Here is a 21,681-nt window from a genome sequence, read left to right on the forward strand (position 1 = left end):
TACCTTCACAAGTATTAAAAAATACGTACTATTCAACACATCTTGTCTATTATAGCACTTTTTATGCATAAGGATAGATGTGTAACTTTTCTAAAAAAACTAATTTCGACGTAAATTAGATAATGTAGACGAAAACAAGGCAATTCTTATTCAAACATAGTAATTAAATCTTCTTCCGTAATGAAACTTTCACGCGGCTTACTACCTCTTGCCTCTGAGATAAAGCCATGTGATTCCAACATATCAATTAAACGAGCAGCACGATTATAGCCAATATGATATTTTCGTTGAATCAAGGACGTAGAAGCTCCACCTTGTTCAAAAACAAAACGGCAAACATCTTCAAACAAATCATCCTGTTCTGCGGATACCTCTGTTTTCTTCAATAGCTCCTCTTGATCAAAAATATAATCAGGCTCTCCTTGTTCACGAACATGCTCGATGATCGCTTCAATTTCATCATCTGTAACAAATGTACCTTGGAGACGTACTGGCGCTGACATACCGTTACCTAAATATAGCATATCGCCTCTTCCAAGTAACCTTTCTGCTCCCTGCCCATCCAAAATTGTACGAGAATCAATTTGTGAAGATACTGCAAAGGCAATACGTGTAGGAATATTGGATTTAATTAATCCTGTTATAACGTCTACAGATGGTCTTTGTGTTGCAACAATTAAATGGATTCCACATGCACGTGCCTTTTGAGCAATACGGCAAATTGCCTCCTCTACATCTGCTGGAGACATCATCATTAAATCGGCTAACTCATCAATAACAATTAAAATATATGGCAATTTCAAACTATGTTCATTATTTTTATCTGCTATTGCATTATAGCGCGTAATATCCCTTGCCCCTGCATGCGCAAACAGTTGATATCGACGTTCCATTTCCTCCACTGCCCATTTAAGAGCTGCAGTTGCAGCCTTCACATCTGTGATCACAGGGCTAACTAAGTGTGGGATATGGTTAAATGGTGCCAGTTCCACCATTTTAGGGTCAATCAACATTAGTTTTAACTCATGTGGTGCAGCTTTATATAATAAACTAACCAAAATAGAATTGATACAAACGGATTTACCTGAACCTGTCGCACCAGCAATTAAACCATGAGGCATTTTTCGTAAATCCAGTGTCACAGGCTTACCTGTTAAATCAAGACCTAATGCTGCCTCTAATGGCGAATCTGATTCAAGGAATGATGCACTATTCGTCACTTCTGATAATCGTACAGCTCTTGATACGCGGTTTGGAATCTCAATACCAATCGAGCTTTTCCCAGGGATCGGTGCTTGAATACGAATATCCTTTGCTGCTAAAGCAAGCTTTAAATCATCTGCTAAATTTCTGATTTTGCTTACCTTCGTACCATGACTCACAGTAATTTCGAATTGAGTAACTGCAGGTCCCTGCATAATCGATTCGATTTGGGCAGAAACCTGGAAATAAGAAAGTGCTTCCACCAATGTATCCCCTTGTTGCTCCATCCAATCTGTATCCTGTGTTTTTTCCTCTGGTAGCTCTAAATATTCGTCAGTTGGCTTCTGATAAACGTGCACAGGTATTGCTTTTTCCTCAACTGCTAGCTCCTGTTCAGCTTCTAAAACCTGTTCTAGATTTTCCACAGGTTTTACTGGAGAATCCTCTACAATTTCAGGATAAACTTCAGTTACTGAAATGATCTCTGATTCTAGCTCTGTTGTTGCAGCAACTTCATCAGCACTAATTCTTGCAATCTCTGCTTCTTCATTCGAGGATACACGAGTCATAGTTGTAACAGGAGCCATTGTAATAACCTCTACTGGATTTTCTGATTGGGCTTCTGTAATGAGATCTTGTCTTTCATTTTCGTGCCGATTGTACTCAACATCTCCTTGAATTTGACTGAATAAAGTAGATTGTGAATCACTTTCTTCCTCTAGCTGTGGTTCAACTAGCTGTATAGCATCTGTATCTATGCTCACCGAAGGCAGGGATTGTTCCACTTCTTTAGCTTCCGTCACATCCATCAGCACATCTTCTACTGCTTCCGGATTACTTTCCACACGAATAGGCTGCGCCATTTTGATTTGTTGTTGAATCCGCCATTTTTCTTTATCCGTTTTTAACATGAGGACATTGAATGGAATACGACTTTTTTCTTCCTTTGGCATAGCATCAGATGATTGTTCATCCATACCCATCTGATAGTCCTCTTCATTACTCGAAGGCTGTACGACAGTTACCTCTCCAATATGAATGGTAGAATTTTCAATTTGAACTTGTTCCACAATCAATTCTTTCACATGAATCTCAGACTGATCTGCAGAAAGCTGCTGTAAGGTTTGATCTTGCATAGCAGCTTCCTTCACTTGATCTTCAAATGCCCTGGCAAAAGGTGTGGTTGGTGGCACCACGATATCTGTTGGCGCACTGTCAGGTACACCCTTTTCTTCATCCAACACATCAGCATCAAATGTAATAGGTTTGACAGTAGGTTCATGGAATTCTTGTTCAATTTCAACATGATGACCTGTACTAGGCGGTTCTTTTTCTTCTAGTATATTTTCATTAGCCTCATTTGTTGTCGCTTCTTTTAATGGCTGATGAATTGTCCATACATCAGAGGTTGTCCTAGCCGTTTCTTGTAGCTCATGTTCTTCTTTTCTTTTATCCAATAATTCATTGATAGGACTTGGTTTTGCAAATCCATAAACGGGTGAAGGTACATCCGTTGGGATAAAGCGTTTCCGATTTTCAAGAAAATCGCTATCTACTTTTTGAGCTTTTTGTTCTTGCCACTGTGGTTTATCTTTTGGTGCAGATGTTGTCTTAGGTATAATTGACTCTTCACGATCTTGTGCATCTCGAAAAACTAAACTCGCTCTTGAACGGTGTTCCTGTTCGACCGGCTGACTTTTCACAGTTGTTTTTCTACCAGTGCGTTTTGAACGACTCGCTAATAAATCTCGAATCCCTGATACATCTACATCATAAACGCTTGAATCAACAATATGATGATTTAAATGCTTGGGTAAGGATAAATCCTCGATTTGCCCATAATAATCATCATTCTCTACCTGATTGAACATTTCTTTTGGGGGCGCTTGTGATACAACGCCTTCCTCATCATCGTCAATCAATGGGAAACGGAACGTTTTTTGCTTAGTCATTGGCGCATCTTGCTGAGTATGTAACTGTTCTGCTTGTTCCTCTCCGTAGTCCTCATAAAATTCTTCATACTCGTATTCATATTCATCTTTATTTAAAATTTTATTTATTTGTTTTTTAAACCAGTTCACTTCGTTTCACTCATTTCTCTTACACTTCATTTATAGCATTGTCTAGTATTGCTCAAATCAATAGCTCAATGTCTATATCAAAAGCATACCATAAAAACGCTCGCGAAACTTGCATTTAGAGGCTCATTCTACACAAAAAAATCGTTATGTTACTAGCATATTAGTAACATAACGATTTAGGGAATTTCACCTTGATACATTGGATAATATCATGATAAAATTTTTGAATTTTAATAATTTTATTATGAAAAAACGAGTTTATTATTTACTCGGTGATTCAAATGCACTACCTACGATAGCATCTTCAGGCAAAACTAAAATTCCTTTTTCAGATGGAGCATTAGGAACAGCTAGCTCACGTGCTGAACAAAGCATGCCAAATGAATCTACACCTCTTAAATTTCCTTCTTTTATAAGCATTCCTGAAGGCATAACCGCACCAATCTTTGCAACTACTACCTTTTGCCCTGCTTCTACATTAGGTGCGCCACAAACAATTTGTAAAGTCTCATCTCCAACGTTTACTGAACAGATACTTAATTTATCAGCATTTGGATGCTTTTCTTTCGTTGCTACAAAACCTACGACAAATTTCGGAGAGAAATCAACATCTAGACTAATGTTAGCACCGTTCTTTTCGATTGCTGCTGCTAATTGTTCAACTAACTCTGGAGTAACCTCAACTAATCCTCTTGCATCTGTTTGTACATATTGGCTCGCATTAAATAAATTAAATGCTTTAATTTCACCCGTTTGAGCTTCTTTTAATATAGCAATATCCCCAGCACGCTCTACTACTGTGTTAACGATAGACTCCGTTGCTAGTTGAACTAGTAATACATCTCCTACATGCTCTTTGTTGTAAAATACGTTCATTGTTTTTCTTGCTCCTTTTTCACTCTGTTTTTTGCTAAAATAAAGATCGGTTCTAATTCCCCGTCTTCATAGATAAAAGATAATGACGTGATCGGTACTGTACCGACTGCAAAGAAATGCATCGTCATCTGTGCTAATACATCATACCCTGTTTCATTCCGAATATCACCTATAATTAGCACATCTTGATGGGGCACAGATAATGTCATATCCCCCTCCACTTGCGTACGCATTTCTTTTAAAAAGCTCTCATTTAAAATTCGGCTTGCATCATAACCATCATTCATATTAACAAAATAAAAGAAGTTATTGGCGACCTCATCCTTTTTAAAAGAGGTTGGTAATTGTTTAACTGAAAAACGTGCCATTTCACGAATTTGCTCTACACTTAATTGTAAAGCTTCCAGCATAGATTCATCGATAAAACGATAGGTTTTGCCTAAATCAAGCGCATAAAAGATGCGTGTTTCCGCTGTATGGTCTGTTGTAATAAACGCATGTCCCTCTTTTGATGCTTGAGGATAGGATGTCGCACGAATAACAGGATAAATTTGTGTAGCCGTTTGGAAACCCTTTTCTTTTTCTTGTTCCATCGCATTAAAAGTTTGCGTAATCGTATACACAACCTCATCAATAGCTGCTTCTTGCTTATCATTGTATTTTGCTAAAATCCCAGGTAACGAAAGCTCCATACCTTTTTCAATCGTCTTATGATTCAATCTTAATTTATCGTGCTTTTTATCGAAATGAAAATCGTATTTCTCTTCGTTTAATCGTTTTCTTAATAGCTCTACAAGCTGCTCTGATTTCAATTGCTTCATATTTTCTCACATCCTATCTTCAAAATGAAACGGCTCACATGTTTGTGAACCGTCTTGTTCAATCTTGTTTATTTACTTCATCTTAACCGAATGAACGATTTTCGTCATCTCACGCAAATTATCTTCTATATGTTTGGCCGGAGAAATCGTGGTCATTTTCACACCACCACTACTCACAATGAGCTCCATTTCATTCTCATCATCTGTTTTTAGTACGGCTGTAAAGCCAAAGCGACCATCTTTATCATAAGTAGTCTCCTCAATGATTTTATCAGCTTCATTGTCTTTTAAAAGATGATAATAAAGTTTACTATTTTGTGCTTCTTTATCGTTAATGAAGAGGATATAGCTTTCTTTTCCTTTTGAAATAACAATATTGTAAGCATCTGAACTATCTTCAACTTTAAAATTTGAAGGTAAGTATAAATTAATATTCCCAATTTCCTCGGTATGTTCTTCAGGCTCTTCTGCAAAAACCGTTTCTGTGATTTGAAGTCCGTTGGCAATTTGCTCATCGATCGATTGATTGCAGCCAGAAAGCATCAGAAGTAACAGCGTCAGGCCAATAACTTGTAGCCATTTATATGACATGTCTCTCTTCCTTTCTCTTGCACTACTAACTAACTTTTTTTCTATTTTAAAAAAATTATTAGGAAGATGCAACCTCTCCGCATGCGCATTACTAATTCCATTTAACTATTTTTCGGAAAATGTGAACAAATATTGACCAACCAATAGTGATACAATATGCTCAAACATCATTTGTCTGCTTACTAAACCTTGTGTAAAAATCCCTACTGCTCCAGTGCCCTGACGAATATCCCTGCGCTGTGTATATTGCTCCATGAGTGGACCAAGCTCTCCGCCAGATCTGATTTCCTGGGCAATTTCTTTTGGTAAAATAATTTGTGCACCTGCCGCTGTAAATATTGTCCCATCGGATGCTGTTAATGCACCCCAATTACACACATACATTTCGCCTTCTATTTCAGTTACACCACCTTCTAAACCAAAGGATAGTGATGCATCGGTTTTTATCATGGCATTTTTCGCACGGTTCATCGCACCTAATCTCGTTTCTTCATTCGACATAGGCTGATCTGATACTTTTGAAGCAGCTTTCACATAGGTAAAGGTTGTATCCTCAAAATATTTTTGAGCTACAGCTTCAACTGCTTCAGTTTTCGCTTTATTAGTTGTTCCAATTGCTATTTTCATCAAACCCCTACTTTCTTTCCATAGAAAAAGATGCCTTTTTACAGGCATCTTTCCAACTTCTTATACATTAGCGCGAATAGACTCTAAAGTCGAACGATCTGCTTTTTTCACTAATTCAACAATTAATGCTTTAGCAGCAGCGTAATCATCAATGTGAATGATAGACGCAGATGTGTGAATATAACGTGAGCAAACACCAATTACTGCACTTGGTACACCGTCGTTAGCTGTATGTACTCGTCCAGCGTCAGTTCCACCCTGTGATACAAAGTATTGGTAAGGAATATGGTTGGATTCAGCTGTATCTAAAATGAATTCTCGCATACCACGATGTGTCACCATTGTACGGTCAAGAATACGAAGTAATGTTCCTTTACCAAGCTGTCCAAATTGATCTTTTTTACCTGATGTATCATTTGCTGGTGAAGCATCTAATGCAAAGAATAAATCCGGTTTAATCATGTTTGCTGACACTTGAGCACCACGTAAACCAACCTCTTCCATTACATTTGCCCCTGAATATAAATGAGAACCAAGCTTATCATTTTTGACTTCTTTCATTAATTCAATTGCTAAACCACAGCCATAGCGGTTATCCCAAGCCTTGGCCATAATTTTTTTCGGATTGGCCATTGGTGTAAATGGACAAACAGGAATGATGGATTGTCCTGGACGAACTCCCAATGCTACCGCATCCTCCTTGCTGTCAGCGCCAATATCGATTAACATATTTTTTATATCCATAGGCTTAGAGCGTTCTGCATCCGTTAATAAATGCGGTGGGATAGATGCGATAACACCAGGAATTGCCCCATTTTTCGTATAGACTTCTACACGTTGTGCAAGCATAACCTGGTTCCACCAGCCACCTAACGTCTGAAAACGGATCATGCCATTATCAGTAATAGAAGTAACCATAAATGCTACTTCATCCATATGACCTGCAACTAAAATTTTTGGTGCATCCGCAACATCACTATGCTTTACACCAAAAATCCCCCCCAAATTGTCTTGAACGATTTCATCTGAATACTTTTCCAACTCAGATCGCATGAACGCGCGAACAGCGTGCTCATTACCAGGAGCACCTGGTAACTCTGTTAATGTTTTAAATAATTGCAACGTTTCCTCATTCATGTTGACTCTCTCCCCACGAAGTAGAATATTCTTCCTCGCCTATTGTAACATATTTATTTCCGAATTCGAAATATTGATACATTTCCTAAAACTGTTATCATGTGAACGTGCATTCACTCTATAGGCTATGCTAAAATATAGGTACAGAAAAAGGAGGAAGATGTATGAAATTACGTGATTTTTTAATTGGTGTTGCAACTGGCTTAGCTGCCGCAGTCATTATTAAAGAAGCTAGTGAAAAAGTTTCTCCGTTCGTACCTGCAGGACAAGTACTTGAAAACATAAAAAAAGAATTTAAAAAGGATGCACCGATTGACGGTTCCTGGATTTTTATGAAAACAGAAGATTATACAAATGGTATCATTACTATTCCTGTCTATCGTGGAGGCATTTCACGCATGCATGAGGGTGACATGCAAACATTTGAATTTGCAGCTGATGCACGCTCGGGCGTTGTAGTGGAATTAACAGAGGTTTAGCCCTAAAAAAGAAGCAAAAGAAGCCCTCTCATTTTTTTAATTGAGATGGCTTCTCTTTATTATTCTGATAAACCTTTATTATTAAAGTATTTTTTATATTTGCGATAATAATTTAAGTTATTGAGTGTTAGCTTCACCCAACGCTTTGTATTCATATCTTCATTATAGTAAAGGGAGTTTGTGTATTTACCTTCACTAATTAATTTTTTCGCCTCTAATTTCAGCTTTTCGTTCGATGCATATTTGAATAATACACCTTTTGGAATAACCATCCACAGATGTTTATCCTCCACATAAGTAACTTCTTGCTCGATGTTTAACATATGATCATCAGCAACGTACTTCATTAAATTATGGCCACTTGCCGTAACATAATAGCTAGAACGTCCATTACGTAAATTAATTTCAAACAGCTTGTACTGTTTATCACGAATATCGTATTTCATATCGAAATTGGCAAAGCCTGTATAGCCGATGTCCTCTAAGAAGAAACGTACTTGATCCATTAATTCTTTATCATATGTTGTTACGATTGCTGCATAACTTCCGATTCCTTCAGGTGAATGCTCTTCTAGAATAGGATTCCCTAGACACATCAGCTTCACTTTCCCATCTTTGCCCACATAAGCGTTAAGCACACGCATATATGAATCATCACCAGGGATAAATTCTTGAATAATCATTGTATCTTGATAGCTTGAGCTATAAATCGCTTTTAAAATAGCTGTTTTTTCTGCCTCATCATGCGCAACAAAAACTTTTTTCTTCCCTGGGAATTTACATGCCCAGTATTCAACAGAATTTGACGCCTTTAAAATAATTGGATACTCAAATGGAGGTGTAAAATTGTCATAATTGTCTGCTGTTACAGTCGTTGTTCCTGGATATTTAAAATCGTATTTATCACACATTTTATAGAAATTTTCTTTGAGTAAAATTTCATCCATTAGAGACTCATCGATGTAAGGTACTGTGAAATGCTCCTGTAGCGCTGGCTTATTTTTAATAATAAGCTTGGCATAATCGTCACCACACGCTAAGAGCAATAGTTTTTTATCCGCATATTGTTTTGCAACTTGTGCAAGGGCAGGAGCAAATACATCCTGTTCATTTAAACGGTCGATTTCTTGAAATTGTAAGATATGGCTATCTTGTGTAGCTGTTAAATGAGAACGTCCTAAGACAAGTGGTTTTATTCCATATGCTTCGTAAAATGCACGGGCCATCCCATATGCATTCATATCTGATCCTAGTAAAACTGGTAAAAATGGTTGTTCAGTTGCCATGTTTATTTCAACTCTCTTTTATAATTTAGTTTCGTGTTTAGTGTAACATATTTTCCATCATCATCACGAACAAAAAAGCGAGGTATCGACATTTTACATGTCACTACCTCGTCATTGTTAGAATGTAATTACAGCTTGTCTACTACGCTCGAGCTTAGCCTTGATTTCTTTCCCCGTTTCATCCCATTTAATCATACGGTAATAGGCATCATGGTAGAAAATAAAGCCATAGTTATTGGCAAGAGCTTCTTTCATAAGACGCTCTTTGGCAAAAACACTTGTCATTGGATAGTCATCATAAGCTAAAACCCATAATGGATTTTGATGAGCATGAGTAGGCATAATGTCTGCCATATGCAAAAGCACTTCACCTTGTTGAGTAAGTTTAATGACAGCATGTCCTTCACTATGACCACCTGTATGAATCATCTCGATTCCTGGTGCTACTTCCAACATATCTTCATAGGTTTCAACTAAGTGCTGCACAGGCTCCCAATTTTCTTTCCAGTACGTATTTTTCGAGCGAATATTTGGGTTACGCATCTCATCCCATTCAATTTTTGTTACAAAAATTTTAGCATTCGGGAAAGTAGGTACAAGCACATCATCTTGCCACTGAGTTAAGCCACCAGCATGATCAAAATGTAAATGTGTCATTAGCACCGCATCAATATCTGCTGTCGTTAAGCCAAGCTCTTGTAAACTATCCGCTAACGAAGATTCCTCTGTTACCCCAAAGTTTCTTAGCTGTTTTTCATTTAATTTGTTAAAGCCAACACCCGTATCAATAAGATAGTTTTTTCCCTCATATTGAATAAGAATTGGTTCTGTTGGTAATTCAATTTGGTTTTTTTCATTGACTGGATATTTACGTGACCAAAGTGGTTTCGGTACAACTCCAAACATCGCACCACCATCTAGGCACGTAACACCCCCGTTAAGCCATGATAATGACATATTGTGAAACTGTAACTGATCCATCCATATTCCCCCTACAATTTAGTGATAAATTGCGACTCTAAGCGATAAATCGGCTGTCCTTTTGCAGAAAATTTCTGCTCATATTCAGTCATCACATTATCCTCAGGCATATTTGCATGTAAGTCGAGTGATACATACTTTAGTAACATACCATATTCAGATATACTGATTAACGAAAATTCAAACAAACCACGGTTATCCGTTTTAAAATGGATTTCCCCATTATCCACCAAAATCGACTCATATAATTTCAAAAACCCCCCATGCGTCAAACGTCTTTTGGCATGACGTGTTTTTGGCCAAGGATCTGAGAAATTCAAATATACACGTGCTACATCATTTTTGTTAAAGAATTTATTTAAATCCGCGCCATTTACTTTAAGCAAACGTAAATTGGCTGGAGATTTTGCTTCTAGAATTTTCTCTAATGCACAAACAATTACACTATCATAAAGCTCAATGCCAATATAATTAATATCTGGATTTTGTAAAGCCATTCCTGTAACAAATTGTCCCTTTCCAGTACCAACTTCTATATGAATTGGGTTGTCATTTCCGAAAACAGCCTGCCAATTTCCTTTAAAGTCTTCAGGATTCGGAACGATTACCTCTGGATGATTTGTAATCATTTCCTCTGCCCAAGGCTTATTTCTTAATCTCACTGTTGTTCCTCATTTCTTTCTTATAAAATTATTGATTTTTTATAGTATAACGTATTCCTCTTACATTCGCATAAAATTATTGCGCAATGATATTATTTAAGAACTCTTTGTCATAATGTTCCATGCATTCTGTTGCACTGTACAGTGAATGGTAGAACCCTGATGGACACTTCCACTATAATTACCATCCATATGACAATCAACCTGGTGATCATTCACGATAATATCAAAATGTTGTCCTTGTAAAAATGTGATTTCTTTAAATTTCGTATGCTTTTCAAAAAAAACAGTCGCAAAAATAAGTAATAATTTCAGACGGGAAATATCATGGACGATTGTAATATCGACTCGGCCATCATCTGCTTTTGCAGCTGGTGATATTTTCATCCCTCCGCCAAAATAAGGCTGATTGCACATGGCGACAAACCATGCTCGTTGGAATTGCCACTCTTGATGATCAGAACGTATCGTGACGTTAAAACATTCAAAGCTAAATAAGCCTCTAATGACAGCAAAAGCATACGACAGCTTACCCAATCCTATTTTATTGAGGTAAAATTTAAGGCGAGATGTATTAATCGATTTTGTGACATAAGCATCAAAGCCTATGCCAGCATTGTTGACAAAGAGTTCATCCCATCTATTGCTGAGCTGAATACTTCCCGCATCTATTTTTGTATAGGCCGTGGAAGCATTCAATACATAGTCCTCGATTTGCTGAGCATTGTAAAATGTGGGAAACGAACGCGCAAAATCATTACCAGAGCCTGCACGAACCACACCTAGCACTAAAAATTTATTATGTACAACACCACTAAACACCTCATGGATGGTTCCATCTCCACCAACAACTATTAGTAATTTTTGATCCTGCTGTTGTCGAGCCCATTGTTTGGCAAGTTCGCGTCCATGTCCTTCATATTTCGTAAAAGCCACTTCATAATCTATCGTTAGCTGCTTACGAAGTTGAGACCATACTTTCTTCCCTTTTCCATTTCCTGCAGCTTTATTGACAATAAATAGAATTTGCATACTCAATCCTCTGTTGTTTGTGAAGCTTGCTGCCAAATATCTCTATTAAACGAAGTAGTTTGTACAGTATTTAGAATCGCTTGAGACGCACGTATTTGCATATGCTTCATTGGAGAGGAGACCTTTCGCAAATGCTCCATCCATTCTCCGTAATTTCGTCGATCAACAAAACGAATCCCATACGGTGAACCCGGATAATCAAAATAACCATTTCGAGTTAATACCACTTTTCGAATAGGCATATCTATATTTTCTTCTTTAAACAATTGGAATAGTACCGACTCCATACGGGCTAAGTTTATCGTTGGATTCAGAACTTTAGAGTCCTTTGTCCCCACCTTTTTCATCCAAAAGCGATCACTTCCACCAACATATACAGCTTGATTATCTGCTTCCAAAACGGTAATACAAATACACTCGGTCGGAGACATTAACACAACATCAAGCTCAATCGGTGCTTTTCTTATTTGTAGAATAGGATAATAAAACAACAAGAAATTATCTGGTAATGTTTGTAATAAAGTACGTAGTAACGAGTCACGCATGAAGCGAGGATCTACATATGATTTTTCACGTAATGTTGAACTAGCCCATTTCATTTGGAAATGGAAGAATTGATCAATAAACATTCGCTTCAATTCATGGATGGATTGCGGAGCATACACAATCTTAGGTTCAAATGTTAGTGTTGTTTCTTCTTCTGGAATGGTATCCTCACTACTTATGAGTTCGTTTGATATTTCTATATCTTCAACGTCTTCTGCTGCTTCTTTTTGTCGTCCTGTAAATATTTTTTTAATAAAGGAAAATCGCTCTTTCTCCTCGAAAGTATCCGCTTCTGTCTCATTATCAATATGTTGCCACTCGCTTATATCTTCTCCCAATTCCCATTGACGCTTAATGCGATCCCATTGGCTTTTCTTCAAGCGTACAAATTGTGTAGGATATCTTGCTAAGTCAATTTGATAGCGAGAAATATAATCTTGTATTTTCACTAATTGTGCCATGTAAAGGTCACTCCATTCTTCCTTACCATCTCGTTAGTTCTCTCTTTTCTTGATTGCTTAAGATAAAAGAGTCTATGCATTCTTATGTATTCATTACATCGACATTTGTTCTACAAATTTCAATCTGTAAGATTATGCTACTATCCTTTTCATTTTACATGACAAGACCCAACATTACACCATAAATAAAGAGAACTATCCATACAGATAGTTCCCTACAAGGTTCTTTTATTTTGTATTGATTGAAAGTGGTAATTTCGCTTCAAATGTTTGCTGTAATTGACGAGTCCATTCACCTGGAACTCCAGCACCAATTTGGTTGCCGTCCACATCAATGACTGGCGTAACCTCTGAAGATACAGACGACACAATGATTTCATCCATTGTTAGTAAATCCGCTTTCGTCATTGGCTCTTCGATCACTGGCAAATTAATTTCTTCCGCACATTTTAAAATGACTTGACGTGTAATACCATTTAAGATGAAATTATTAGCTGGATGTGTATAAAGTTTACCATCTTTAATGCCATAAACATTTGCTGAAGAGCATTCTGTCACGATATCTCCGCGATGTAAAATCGCTTCATAGCAACCTTTTTCAGCAGCTTCTTGTTTTGCTAAAACTGCCCCAAGCAGGTTTAAAGATTTAATGTCACAACGTAACCAACGAATATCCTCAACAAAAGTGGCTTTAACACCTTTTTCAAAGTTTTCATATGCACGTTCACCCGCTTTTACATTACCAGTTAATACTGCTGGAATACTTGCATCCGGGAAAACGTGATTACGGGAATTAGCTCCACGAGTGATTTGAAAATAAATATGTCCTGTTTCCAAATTATTCTTTTCAATTAACTCATGTAGTAATTTGTGTAAAACGTCTTTTGTATAAGGAATAACAAGGCGAATTTTTTCGGCGCTCGCATAGAAACGATCAATGTGCTCTTGTGCTGTAAACATATTTCCGTTATATACTTTGATTACTTCATAAATACCGTCACCGAACTGATAACCTCTGTCTTCTGGTGAGATTGCAATAGATCCTTCTTCAACAATTTGATCATTCCATAATGAATATGCCATTTTCCGTTCATCCTTTTCGTCTTTATGTTATTTTTTTCCCGCAAGCTCAACAATTGCTTCCGCATAAATAGCCGCTGCTTTTACAAGATTTTCAACCACTACAAACTCATCCGCCCGATGCGCCACATCCTGCTCCCCAGGGAATAACATGCCAAATGCCACGCCCTTTTTCAGCACACGTGCATACGTCCCACCACCTGTAGATAATAGCGGTGTTTCTGTATCACCTGACTGACGTCTATAAATGGACGCTAATGTTTGGATAAATGGGTCATCTTCACTGACATAATGAGGCTTGGAGTCGTCTTGAATATCTAATGAAAATCCTCTTTTTACAACTAAACGTTGAGCCTCTGTAATTTTTTCATCGAATGGATAGGACACAGAATAGCGCATACTAATTACTAAACTGCCACCTTTACTAACATCATAGCTAACAATGCCTGGATTTAACGTTGTATGACCAGACATGGCATCTTCAAATTGTAATTCAAGCTGATGGCCATAATGATCCTGATAAAAAACATCTGCGATAAAGTCGACAAATTGTTTACTTGACTCAGTCGTCAACTCTTGTTGTAAAAACGCAGCAAGATAAACAGCTGCATTGACACCTTTTTCTGGTTCCATTGCATGGGCTGCTTTACCTTTGATAGTTATTATATAGCGAGAGTCCTCCATTAATAAAGAGCCATCTAGCTGATTTTTGCTTAAAAATGTTTGAAAATTCTGTTCGAATTGCGCTGATGCATGCTGAACTGTTGCTTTGGCCAAATCTGGTACCATATTTGGGCGCTTTCCTGCATTAAATAGTAGTAGCTGTTCTTTCGTTGCATCACCCACTTTATTTTGAGAGAACACAAGCTCTGCAATGCCTTTCTCAGCATTAATGAGCGGGAAATCTGCATCGGGTGCAAAACCGATTGATGGCATTTCCTCCTGTTTGAAATAGTGGTCGACACAGCGGAACCCTGTTTCTTCATCCGTACCAACGATCATTCGCACTCTTTTATCTAATTGAATACCTGCATCTTTGACAAGTTTCATGGCCATCCATGCAGCAACTGTAGGGCCTTTATCATCAATTGCACCACGTGCATACAGCTTACCATCAGCTACAGTGCCGCTAAATGGTGGGTATGTCCAATCAGCATCATCTCCAATTGGAACCACATCAACGTGACATAAAATACCTAATAATTCTTCACCTGCACCCATTTCGATATGTCCAGCATAGTTATCAACATTTTTCGTTAGTAGCCCTTCTTTTTGTCCCTTTGCTAGTAACCATTCAAGCGCTTGAAGTGGACCATTACCAAAAGGTATCTCAGTAGTTCTTGTATCCTCATCAAGAATACTATTAATTTGCACAAGCTCCTGTAACTCTTGTACTAATTCATCTTGCCTTTCTTTTGCAGCCTGTAACCAATTCATACCATGTACCTCCTTCAAGTATTAACATTATTCTACACCTTACAACATAAACGACAATCTTCTTTCTGACAACTATTTTCAGCAACTTCTACTGACACTACCACATATAGCATGTTTTTCAGGTATTCCCACAAAATACAGTGAAAATTTTATGTTTCTATTGTAAATTTCTATTGCATTCACTAGAAAATCATGTAGTTTTTCTATATAATGAAGTTATCAGAATAATTCTTCTGACTATAAAAATTAGAAAAGGGGATGTCTAAGGCAGCTACTTAATAGCCTAAGTGCACTCCGCACATATTGTCGTCCGCTAGTCTTTGCCAAGAGAATTAAGATGAAGGAGTGGTTCATTTAATGAAACCAACTACTGATCGAATGCTTAATCGTATTAAAGACGTGTACATGTTTATTTTAGACAAAGGAACCGTGTCTACACAGGATTTAGTCGAAGAGTTTAGTATCACTCCTCGCACCGTTCAAAGAGATTTGAACGTGTTAGCCTTTAACGATTTGGTGACGAGTCCAAGTCGAGGCAGATGGACAACGACGAAGAAAAAAGTAAAATTGACGTCTTAGTTTTACGTAGAATGCGTAAAGCATTGTGTATGGAAAAGAATGACCTTTCGTCGGGGTCATTCTTTTTTTGCTGTTAAAAGATTATTAGATATTGTTGATCTTCTTGGATCAATCGAAGACAATCATTATTTTGCTGTTTCATTGGCAGTAGGAATAAGAAAATAAATGAAAAACTCATCTTGCTCCTTTAAATAAAATGAAGCACGTTCAGTCATTTCTCGTTTAACTTTACTGAAGCGTATCTCTCGAGAGTATTTTGACTATTTACAGTTGCTTAACAATCCGTTAAACTCGAAACATTCTAAATTGTTGAGAGGAGGATTTTATATGAAACTGTCAAATTTGTTTCATCCATTAGTTTGGATTATTTTAGGTGGAACAGTTTTCACACGTATTGCAAGCTTTATGGCAATGCCTTTTTTAGCTATTTATTTACATAATGAAATTGAAGCCTCTCCTTTACAAATTGGATTGACTATTGGGATTGCACCCCTTATATCTACAGTTGGGGGGTTTTTTGGTGGATATTTAACGGATCGTTTCGGAAGGAAAAGTGTCATTTTATTAACGATCATTGTATGGAGCCTCGTATTCTTTGGCTTTGCCACTGTCCATACAGTTTGGTTATTTATTCTATTCAACGCCTTGAACGGTCTTTGTCGCTCATTTTTTGAACCTTCCACTCAGGCATTAATGATTGATTTTACACCTTCTGATAAACGGAAAAGACTTTTTTCACTACGGTACACTGCCATTAATATTGCCGCAGTCATTGGTCCAATAATAGGTGTCTATATCTCGCAGTTAGCAAGCCCAAGTATACCTTTTATGCTAACAGGTATTATGTATATTATTTACGCCATATTTTTATTTTTCGTGTTAAATCGTTATCAAATGCAACAACAAAAAGCTGTTATGCAAACAAAAATTTTGCACACCTTCACAATCCTTTTAACAAATCGTGTGTTGCTTAGCTTTATTTTTGGGGCCATCCTTATCAATATCGGGTACTCTCAATTTGATTCGACATTGCCACAATTCATTGAATTAACTGTTGAAAATGGAACAAAACTGTATTCCCTATTGATTTCACTTAATGCAGCGGTCGTCTTATTATTACAATTACCTATTAGTATTGTGTCTGAACGATTTTCCTCATCCGCCACTTTATTAATCGGTATTCTATTTTTTGCGATCGGCCTATTCATGTTCGGGCTCTCCGACAACTATACGCTCTATATCATCGCCATGATTATTTTTACGATTGGAGAAATCTTTGCCTTCCCTACAATGAATGTCATGATTGATGAAATTGCGCCTGACACTCAAAAAGCGACCTACCTTGGCGCTGCACAGTTTAAAAATTTAGGGGGCTTTATCGGACCCATTATAGGAGGTTGGCTATTAACGCACTATATGGATGCCATGTTTGCAATTATAGCTGTCCTAGTATTGTGTAGTTGTATCTTTTATCGATCTAAAACATCAACACATTAAAAAACGCTCCATATCTATCAAATAGCTTAATTTGCTATTTAATAGTATGGGGCGTTTTTTAAAGTTTGGCATCTTCGACAGCAGCGGCTTCAGCATAGCTAGAGTATTGGTCTTTACCAGCATTTTTCGATTGATATAGTGCTTGGTCCGCTCGCTCAAATAAGCTCATTTCTGAATCTTCGGGATGATGATAAATAGCCCCTCCCATACTCACCGATAGTACCGACCATTTCTCTATGTCTTGACCTTCGAATTTGAGAGTTCTTATTTGCGCCAAGATGGCATCTGCTAGCTGTTGCATATGATGCTCTGTTGTATCATACAAAACAATGGCAAATTCATCTCCACCAAACCTTACGACAAAACCATCTTTTTTCACTACTTTTTTTAAGATTTTGGCCGTTCCAATTAAGATATGATCCCCTTCCGCATGGCCAAACTGATCATTTACTTGTTTAAAATTATCTAAATCGATTAACAATAATCCAGGCCTATTTATTTTTCGTTTCTTTAGTAAGCTATCCATTTTTCGAATATAGGTTGCACGATTATAGACACCTGTTAACGGATCAAAAGTGGCGAGATGGATTGTTTTAGAGAGTATTTTATTAATAACTAACAGCATGACAAAGGCGGTTACTAAAGCAATGACTAGTAAAACCCAAAACTGTTTTGTGTTTTTTTGAAGCGCTTCCATTTTTGTGAAATTAGTATATTTCACATAAACAATTCTTTTGGAAGACTCCCCTCTGACCGTCTCTGCTTCATAAGGTAAAAAAAGATGCGTTTCAATCTGCCCCTGATTAAATGCTTGTTGATACTCGACAGGCTGCATCTTCTTCCTTGCTAGCTCAAAATATTTCTGAAACTGTTCGGATTGTTCTTGTACGGTTATCCGCTTCGATCTTGAATCATTAAAGAAAACCCCACCAGCACTAATCGTTTGCACTTCTACTAAATCAACGTATTTTGCTACCAAATATTCTGAAGTTTTCTCAAAGTTAAAAGTTTGAAAGACTGGATTTTTCAATAAGTCTATACTTAGTTCAAGTAGATATTTCTTATCATGTGTAGCAAGGTAGGCAAATTTTCGGTATTCTCCTGTCGTTGTGGAAATGTCTATCCCGTCTGTGAAAAACTCTCCACTCGCACGTCGTTCATCCAATAATGCAGAAAAACGCTGACAGCACTTAGAAAAATTGAAACCAAGATCTTTATCAAATGTTGTGTATATTACTGTATTAGACTGATCTACTATGTATATATCCATATTATGTTTATTTTTCATTTGTTGTAAATCCCATGTAGCAACATTTGGATTCTCACGATAATAGTTTTTTAAAGCTCTCAGTCCCTGCTCCATTTCGTCTGACATGTTTTCATCAAAATATAAATGAGCATTATCTACTGTTCGCATATCTGTAAGAATATGATTTTCTATTAACACTCTATTCCTGGCAACTTGTTCTTCTATATCATCAACTAATATTTGCCTATTCACACTTGAAATTACAGCAACCAGGATAACTGCAAAAGCTATTAAAGATAGTAATAATTTAATTCGCAGGTTCTTCATTTATTGGCCCTCTACTTATTTTCACCATCATTTTTTGGAAATATTTTAGACAATAATACGCTTCCTCACTATATTAAGATAACTCATTACGTATTATACAGTTACTGTCATAAGGCTGTATATAATAAATCCCCGATGCTAAGTTAGCACCGAGGAACATGTTAAGGGTTATTTTGTAAGCAGTTTAATTCTTCTGCAGTTAGCTCACGATATTCTCCTAACGCCAGGTGATCGTCTAATTTTAGATTCCCCATAGATATACGCTTTAAATAGGTTACACGTTTACCTACAGACTCAAACATTCGCTTCACCTGATGAAATTTGCCCTCCTGAATGGTTAGCTCAATTTCAGATTGTGGCGCAGATTTTAGAATAACAAGCTTGCCAGGCTTTGTCATATACCCATCATCTAGCTCCACGCCTTCTGCAAATTTCTCTACGTCCTCTTCCGTTACAACACCTTCAATATGTGCGTAATAAACCTTTGGCACGTGTTTTTTAGGAGACAATAATTTATGAGCTAATATACCATCATTCGTTAATACCAGTAGGCCTTCTGTATCTTTATCGAGTCGGCCAACCGGAAAAGGTTGAAAATGCTGGTCTAATGGCTCCAATAGGTCAATAACTGTTTCATCTCTTAAATCTTCTGTTGCAGAAATAACACCTGGTGGTTTATTCATCATAAAATAGACAAATTCTGTATAAACGACACGCTCTCCATAGACGGACACATTTTGCTGTTCTGGGTCAACATGCATAGCAGCATCTTTGACAGAAGCACCATCTACTGTGACAGCTTTTTGCTTTAATAGCTGTTTAACTTCCTTGCGAGAGCCATATCCCATATTTGCAAGTAATTTATCTAACCGCATCTTACCACTCCTATTTCATTCCCAGCTTGCTCATAATACGAGTTAATCGTTCACCTAATAGCTTTTGTGCCAAACCTATACGGAGTGACAAGAAGCCATAGACAGCTACGCCAACAACTGCACAAATAACAGAGAACAGTAATGCTGAGAATTTACTATCAACTGGACCCATTAGTAATTCCAGTAGCTTATGGACAATCAACACACTGACCGCCATTGCCATAGTCAATAATGCAATTAACATGACACGTCGAACGACCATCTCTGATCGATAATTTAATGTTTTACGTAACACAAGAATATTAATAATAATGGATACACTATAACCGATTGCAGTTGCTACAATAGCGCCATCTGCCTCCAATAAACGAATTAATGGGATATTTAGCGCTAGTTTAACGAAAATTCCTGATAATAAGCTGAAGACAATCCATTTTTGAAAATCAATTCCTTGTAATAGGGCAGCTGTCACTTGGAATAACGCAAATAAAATGGCAACAGGTGCATAATGGGCTAAAATCATCGAACCCATTTCACTTTCAGAATACAGCATAAAGTAAATTTCATTTGCTAATAGAGAAATACCAACTACGGCTGGCAATGTAATGAAAATTAAAATTTGATAGGTTTTATCCATCGCATGACGTAGCGATAAATATTCCCCCTGTGTGTAATATTTTGTAATCGTCGGGACAAGCGCCATCGAAAAACCTGTTGCTAGCATGACAGGAATGATGACAACCTTATGTGTCATAAAGTTAATCATCGATAGATAGGTATCTGTCACCTCAGCTAAGCCAATGGATGTCATAGCCCCATTAAATGTAAGCATATCGACTAATTGGAATAGTGGATTGGCTACACCTACGAACACCATTGGTATGGAGTAGGTAATAACTTCTTTATAAATATTGGACATGGGCAGCTGTGTAGAGGTTACACTTTGACTGCGTAATAAGTTAAATTCAGGCTGATATTTTTTCCAATAATAATAAAGAACACCTAAGCCACCGATCGCTCCGATAAAGGCTGCAAATACTGCAAAGGAAATGGCAGTCTCTGGTTTACCTTTGAACACAACCACCACGATAAAGGAACCGCCTAGTAACACGACAATTCGCACAATTTGCTCGACTAATTGTGAAACAGCGGTAGGCTCCATTTTGTCATAGCCTTGGAAGAAACCTCGCCAAAGACTCATAAAAGGTACAACAATTAAGGCAAAGCTAACCCATCTTATGACCGAAGCAATCTGATCTACTGTAAAAACTTGTTCTTCACTTTTAATCACCAATCCTGCTATAGGTGTAGCAAGGAAAAAGAGGGCAATAAATGCTGCAAAACCAGTCATCATCATAATGAGTATGCCCGATTTCATCAGCTTTCGACCTGATTGATAATCCCCCATTGCATTGTATTTAGAAACAAATTTGGAGACAGCAATGGGCGCACCTGATATGGCGATTGCCAGCATAATAGAGTAAGGGATGTATGCATATTGATAGAGTGCGATATTTTTCTCTCCGACAATTGCATAAAACGGAAAAATATAAATTAATCCGAGCACCTTCGATAAAAACATCCCCAATGTTAATATCGCAGTACCTTTCATTAAATTGGACATCATACCCATCCATTCATTGTAAAATCAATATTATAGTTATACTTCCAAGCATACTTATAAAAATCTTTTCGTTTTTTTATAGTCACAACATGCAAGCGCTGTCACTCGAAAGTTTCATAAGTAAACCAACTGTAATCTTAACATATTTATAGGAAATGAGACGCATAAAATCATCAAAAAGTTCATTTAAAAGTATACTTGATGAAAAAAGACCTGAAAATAATCGGTGA

General features: G+C 37.2%; 19 protein-coding genes. 3 read left to right on the forward strand and 16 right to left on the reverse strand.

Annotated elements, in window-relative coordinates; genetic code table 11:
- Nucleotides 1-146 precede the first annotated feature (146 nt).
- From AC1Q6O_RS12625 to AC1Q6O_RS12650, 6 genes are all read right to left on the reverse strand, one after another.
- The gene (locus AC1Q6O_RS12625; protein WP_492401397.1) at nt 147-3,284 is read right to left on the reverse strand and encodes a DNA translocase FtsK; all 3,138 of its coding nucleotides are present in this window, start codon (nt 3,282-3,284) and stop codon (nt 147-149) included.
- A 261-nt stretch (nt 3,285-3,545) separates the two neighbouring features.
- The gene (ytpR, locus tag AC1Q6O_RS12630) at nt 3,546-4,160 is read right to left on the reverse strand and encodes a YtpR family tRNA-binding protein (protein ID WP_008176735.1); all 615 of its coding nucleotides are present in this window, start codon (nt 4,158-4,160) and stop codon (nt 3,546-3,548) included.
- The gene (locus AC1Q6O_RS12635; RefSeq protein ID WP_239354792.1) at nt 4,157-4,981 is read right to left on the reverse strand and encodes a DUF1444 domain-containing protein; all 825 of its coding nucleotides are present in this window, start codon (nt 4,979-4,981) and stop codon (nt 4,157-4,159) included. Before AC1Q6O_RS12635 ends, ytpR begins: the two co-directional genes overlap by 4 nt.
- Nucleotides 4,982-5,053: 72 nt before the next feature.
- Nucleotides 5,054-5,572 carry a hypothetical protein gene (locus AC1Q6O_RS12640; RefSeq protein WP_492401399.1) on the reverse strand — a complete coding sequence of 173 codons (519 nt, stop codon included), beginning with the start codon at nt 5,570-5,572 and terminating at the stop codon, nt 5,054-5,056.
- A 105-nt stretch (nt 5,573-5,677) separates the two neighbouring features.
- Nucleotides 5,678-6,199 (reverse strand): DUF84 family protein, encoded by a 522-nt coding sequence (locus tag AC1Q6O_RS12645; protein ID WP_089985645.1) that lies wholly within the window; start codon nt 6,197-6,199, stop codon nt 5,678-5,680.
- A 60-nt stretch (nt 6,200-6,259) separates the two neighbouring features.
- Nucleotides 6,260-7,336: a M42 family metallopeptidase gene (locus tag AC1Q6O_RS12650; protein ID WP_025116982.1), complete on the reverse strand. Its 1,077-nt coding sequence runs from the start codon at nt 7,334-7,336 to the stop codon at nt 6,260-6,262.
- 164 nt (nt 7,337-7,500) lie between these two features.
- On the opposite strand from AC1Q6O_RS12650, the gene AC1Q6O_RS12655 reads away from it, so the two are divergent.
- On the forward strand, nt 7,501-7,815 hold the full coding sequence (locus tag AC1Q6O_RS12655) for a hypothetical protein (RefSeq protein WP_008176726.1): 315 nt from the start codon (nt 7,501-7,503) through the stop codon (nt 7,813-7,815).
- 59 nt (nt 7,816-7,874) lie between these two features.
- On the opposite strand, the gene AC1Q6O_RS12660 is transcribed toward AC1Q6O_RS12655, so the two are convergent.
- The 7 genes from AC1Q6O_RS12660 to pepV form a co-directional block, all read right to left on the reverse strand.
- Complete coding sequence (locus AC1Q6O_RS12660; protein ID WP_008176723.1) at nt 7,875-9,101, reverse strand: carboxylate--amine ligase; 1,227 nt, start codon at nt 9,099-9,101, stop codon at nt 7,875-7,877.
- A 117-nt stretch (nt 9,102-9,218) separates the two neighbouring features.
- Nucleotides 9,219-10,082, reverse strand: a complete 864-nt coding sequence (locus tag AC1Q6O_RS12665; protein ID WP_043990201.1) for a YtnP family quorum-quenching lactonase — start codon at nt 10,080-10,082, stop codon at nt 9,219-9,221.
- 11 nt (nt 10,083-10,093) lie between these two features.
- Nucleotides 10,094-10,744 (reverse strand): tRNA (guanosine(46)-N7)-methyltransferase TrmB, encoded by a 651-nt coding sequence (trmB, locus tag AC1Q6O_RS12670; protein ID WP_008176719.1) that lies wholly within the window; start codon nt 10,742-10,744, stop codon nt 10,094-10,096.
- Between the two features lie 96 nt (nt 10,745-10,840).
- Nucleotides 10,841-11,776: a diacylglycerol/lipid kinase family protein gene (locus AC1Q6O_RS12675; protein ID WP_090002355.1), complete on the reverse strand. Its 936-nt coding sequence runs from the start codon at nt 11,774-11,776 to the stop codon at nt 10,841-10,843.
- 2 nt (nt 11,777-11,778) lie between these two features.
- Nucleotides 11,779-12,783: an NERD domain-containing protein gene (locus AC1Q6O_RS12680; RefSeq protein WP_008176716.1), complete on the reverse strand. Its 1,005-nt coding sequence runs from the start codon at nt 12,781-12,783 to the stop codon at nt 11,779-11,781.
- A gap of 228 nt (nt 12,784-13,011) precedes the next feature.
- Nucleotides 13,012-13,866, reverse strand: a complete 855-nt coding sequence (gene dat, locus AC1Q6O_RS12685; RefSeq protein ID WP_008176707.1) for a D-amino-acid transaminase — start codon at nt 13,864-13,866, stop codon at nt 13,012-13,014.
- 27 nt (nt 13,867-13,893) lie between these two features.
- Nucleotides 13,894-15,300 (reverse strand): dipeptidase PepV, encoded by a 1,407-nt coding sequence (pepV, locus tag AC1Q6O_RS12690; RefSeq protein WP_089985635.1) that lies wholly within the window; start codon nt 15,298-15,300, stop codon nt 13,894-13,896.
- 357 nt (nt 15,301-15,657) lie between these two features.
- Here pepV and AC1Q6O_RS12695 point away from each other — a divergent pair, with 357 nt between their 5' ends.
- Together AC1Q6O_RS12695 and AC1Q6O_RS12700 are read left to right on the forward strand one after the other, a co-directional pair.
- Nucleotides 15,658-15,879: a DeoR family transcriptional regulator gene (locus AC1Q6O_RS12695; protein WP_004226074.1), complete on the forward strand. Its 222-nt coding sequence runs from the start codon at nt 15,658-15,660 to the stop codon at nt 15,877-15,879.
- Nucleotides 15,880-16,206: 327 nt separating this feature from the next.
- Complete coding sequence (locus AC1Q6O_RS12700) at nt 16,207-17,376, forward strand: MDR family MFS transporter (protein WP_008176697.1); 1,170 nt, start codon at nt 16,207-16,209, stop codon at nt 17,374-17,376.
- A 58-nt stretch (nt 17,377-17,434) separates the two neighbouring features.
- On the opposite strand, the gene AC1Q6O_RS12705 is transcribed toward AC1Q6O_RS12700, so the two are convergent.
- The 3 genes from AC1Q6O_RS12705 to AC1Q6O_RS12715 form a co-directional block, all read right to left on the reverse strand.
- A complete protein-coding gene (locus AC1Q6O_RS12705) occupies nt 17,435-18,952 on the reverse strand; it encodes a GGDEF domain-containing protein (RefSeq protein ID WP_089985633.1) in 1,518 nt (505 codons plus the stop codon).
- A gap of 161 nt (nt 18,953-19,113) precedes the next feature.
- Entirely contained in the window at nt 19,114-19,827 is a 714-nt protein-coding gene (locus AC1Q6O_RS12710) for a pseudouridine synthase (RefSeq protein WP_008176694.1), read from the reverse strand.
- A 10-nt stretch (nt 19,828-19,837) separates the two neighbouring features.
- Nucleotides 19,838-21,451, reverse strand: coding sequence for a putative polysaccharide biosynthesis protein (locus AC1Q6O_RS12715; RefSeq protein WP_025117504.1), 1,614 nt, complete (start codon nt 21,449-21,451; stop codon nt 19,838-19,840).
- Nucleotides 21,452-21,681: the final 230 nt, after the last annotated feature.

It is taken from the genome of Lysinibacillus sp. GW823-FHT06C08 (assembly GCF_058795135.1).